Origin of the sequence: Curtobacterium sp. B8 (genome assembly GCF_000333315.1) — a bacterium.
Classification (GTDB): Bacteria; Actinomycetota; Actinomycetes; order Actinomycetales; family Microbacteriaceae; genus Curtobacterium; species Curtobacterium luteum.
Window position 1 is genome coordinate 1 of record NZ_BACW01000081.1, and the last position, 2,374, is coordinate 2,374.

The 2,374-nt window shown below is 69.3% G+C and carries 4 protein-coding genes and 2 tRNA genes; 1 reads left to right on the forward strand and 5 read right to left on the reverse strand.

The genetic code is table 11. The features are described from left to right. From I59_RS02165 to I59_RS02175, 3 genes are all read right to left on the reverse strand, one after another. On the reverse strand, positions 1 to 494 hold a 494-nt coding region (locus I59_RS02165), incomplete at its 3' end, for a trigger factor (protein WP_022902471.1). Positions 495 to 530: 36 nt separating this feature from the next. Further along, positions 531 to 607: transfer RNA gene (locus I59_RS02170), tRNA-Pro, on the reverse strand. A gap of 139 nt (positions 608 to 746) precedes the next feature. Then, the gene (locus I59_RS02175; RefSeq protein WP_022902472.1) at positions 747 to 947 is read right to left on the reverse strand and encodes a hypothetical protein; all 201 of its coding nucleotides are present in this window, start codon (positions 945 to 947) and stop codon (positions 747 to 749) included. A 130-nt stretch (positions 948 to 1,077) separates the two neighbouring features. On the opposite strand from I59_RS02175, the gene I59_RS02180 reads away from it, so the two are divergent. After that, positions 1,078 to 1,151 (forward strand) — tRNA-Gly (locus I59_RS02180). 49 nt (positions 1,152 to 1,200) lie between these two features. Here I59_RS02180 and I59_RS02185 read toward each other — a convergent pair. Further along, a complete protein-coding gene (locus I59_RS02185) occupies positions 1,201 to 1,491 on the reverse strand; it encodes a DUF1905 domain-containing protein (protein ID WP_022902473.1) in 291 nt (96 codons plus the stop codon). Between the two features lie 209 nt (positions 1,492 to 1,700). Continuing rightward, positions 1,701 to 2,374, reverse strand: a 674-nt coding sequence (locus tag I59_RS02190) for an endo-beta-N-acetylglucosaminidase H (protein ID WP_022902474.1), incomplete at its 5' end; no start/stop codon positions are given.

The following is a 2,374-nucleotide window of genomic DNA, read 5'->3' on the forward strand; positions in this document are numbered from 1 at the left end:
GTCGCCGGACGGTCGACCGTGACGAGCGTGCCGAAGCGGGTGCGCAGGTTCTGCAGCTCCTCCTCGATCTCCTCGTCGGTGACGTCCACGGCGTCGACCGTGAGCTCGTAGCTCGAGTAGTCCGGGAGGTCGAACTCGGGGCGCACGTCCACCTCGAAGGTGAGGACGAGGTCGCCCGTGAAGTCCTTCACGTTCGGGAGCTCGGCGACGTCGGCCTCGGCACGGCCGAGGATGCGCAGCTCCTGCTCCTCCACCGCCTGGCGGTAGAAGTTGTCGATCGCGTCGCCGACGGCGTGGTTCAGGACCTCGCCACGGCCGACACGCTGGTCGACGATCGCCGGCGGGACCTTGCCCTTGCGGAAGCCCGGGATGTTGATCTGCTCGGCGATGTGCTTGTACGCGTGGTCGATGCTCGGCTTGAGGTCTTCCGGCGTCACGTTCACGGTGAGCTTGACGCGGGTGTCGCTCAGCTTGTCGACGGTGCTGGTGGCCAAGGGATGTACTCCTGTTGGTTGACGTTCTTGTGGACCTGGTCGGGGCGACAGGATTTGAACCTGCGACCTCCCGCTCCCAAAGCGGGCGCTCTACCAAGCTGAGCTACGCCCCGTTTGACTGGGCCAGGGGTGGCCACGCACGCCGGGAGGGCGCATGCGACCCCGATGAGTGTAGCGGTCTGCGGGCGCGCGGTTCCCGGGAGCTGTGGAGCGTCGTGGATCCGTGTTGCCCGGCGCGTCCCTGTGGAGGGATCAGTCCTCGTCGGCACGACGCCGGAGGTCCCGCCGCCACCGGACGCCGACGGCGATCTGCACCGCTGCTGCCGCGAGCACGAGGACGACGCCGAGCACGATCCGCCAGACGTGCAGGAGCGCGTGTGCGGGTTGGGTCTGCGGGTCGCCGAACAGTGCCGGGCGGAGCGAGAACACGACCGCGGCGAGGACGACCAGCACGTACGAGACGACGCGGGACCACCGGATGCGGCGGGCGTCCCGGGTCGCTCGGCGGGAGCGTCACGAGGGGTGGCATGTCGGTCGCTGTTCGTCCGCTACGATGATGGGGCTGCGACACGTGCGCGGCCGCGGGGATGTAGCTCAATGGTAGAGCCCCAGTCTTCCAAACTGGCTACGCGGGTTCGATTCCCGTCATCCCCTCCACGTCCAACAGACGCTCCCTCGCCGATCACGGCGGCGCCGATGCCGCGCCTCAGGCGTCGCCGAAGGTCAGCGTCACGTGCGGCACGTCCCCGAGCTCCACGCCCGCACGCCGCCGCTCCGCCGCACGCAACGGCACGAGGTACCCGCCGTCCTTCGGGAAGAGCGACGTCGTCCAGGTCACGGTCCCGATCCGCACCCGCGCGGGGACCACACCCCACCCGTACGTCAGCATCGGCGCGAGTTCGTGGACGCTCTCGGCCGCGTCGGGCGGCACGACGGCGTAGAAGAACGGCGCCGGACCGCGCCACTCGATGACCTCGCCGTCGAACTCGACCTCCACGCGGCGATCGTACGACGTCGGGCGAGCCGATCCACGGATCCGGAGGTGACGGTTTCGGTGCGCGTACCCCGAGGATCGTGCACCGGATCTGCCACGGACTGGAGGAGAGATCACCGTCCGACGCGAGTGGCGGGACGGACGTACCCCGCGCCTCCAGGCCGGAGCCGGAGCCGCGGGGCGCACGAGGCGAGCCGCCAGAGCGACGCGCGTCAGTGGTACGACGCGGCCTGCCCGTAGAGGACCTGCGTGAGCGACGACACGTACGGCGAGACGTCACCGTCCGGCAGGTTGTACGTCATGAAGACGCCGTAGCCGTCGGCCTTCGTGCGCTGCGCCAACGACACCGCCGTCGACTGCGACGTGTTCTGGATGTCGACCGCGGCCGCCGACAGCCGGTCCTTGCCGAGTCCCGGGATCGACGGCGCCGAGTACGTGCCGTAGTACGGGTTCCAGGCGTAGTCGAGCTGCGAGCCGATCGCCGAGCTCGACGACGCCAGGGCCGAGGACGCCGGGCCGATGTCGTAGAACGAGATGGTCTTGCCGGGCATGTCGGCACGGAGCGCGCTGATGAGCCAGCCGATCGACTGCTGGTTCGGCTGTGGGGTGCCGTTCGTGCCGTAGTCGGAGTACTCGTCGTCGAGGTCGACGCCGTCGAGCCCGTACTCCGACACGGTGGCGGAGACCTGGGCGGCGAAGTCCTCTGCGGCGGCCTGCGTCGGGAAGTTCGCGATGCCGGCGCCTTGGTGGTTGCCGAGGATCGACAGCGACACCTTGATGCCCTTGGCCTGCAGCGGCCGGATCTGGGTCGCGGCGTCGTCGAGGGTGCGCTGCACGTTCTCGTTGTTGTACAGGACGGCCTTCGTCCCGTCCCAGTGATTTCGCG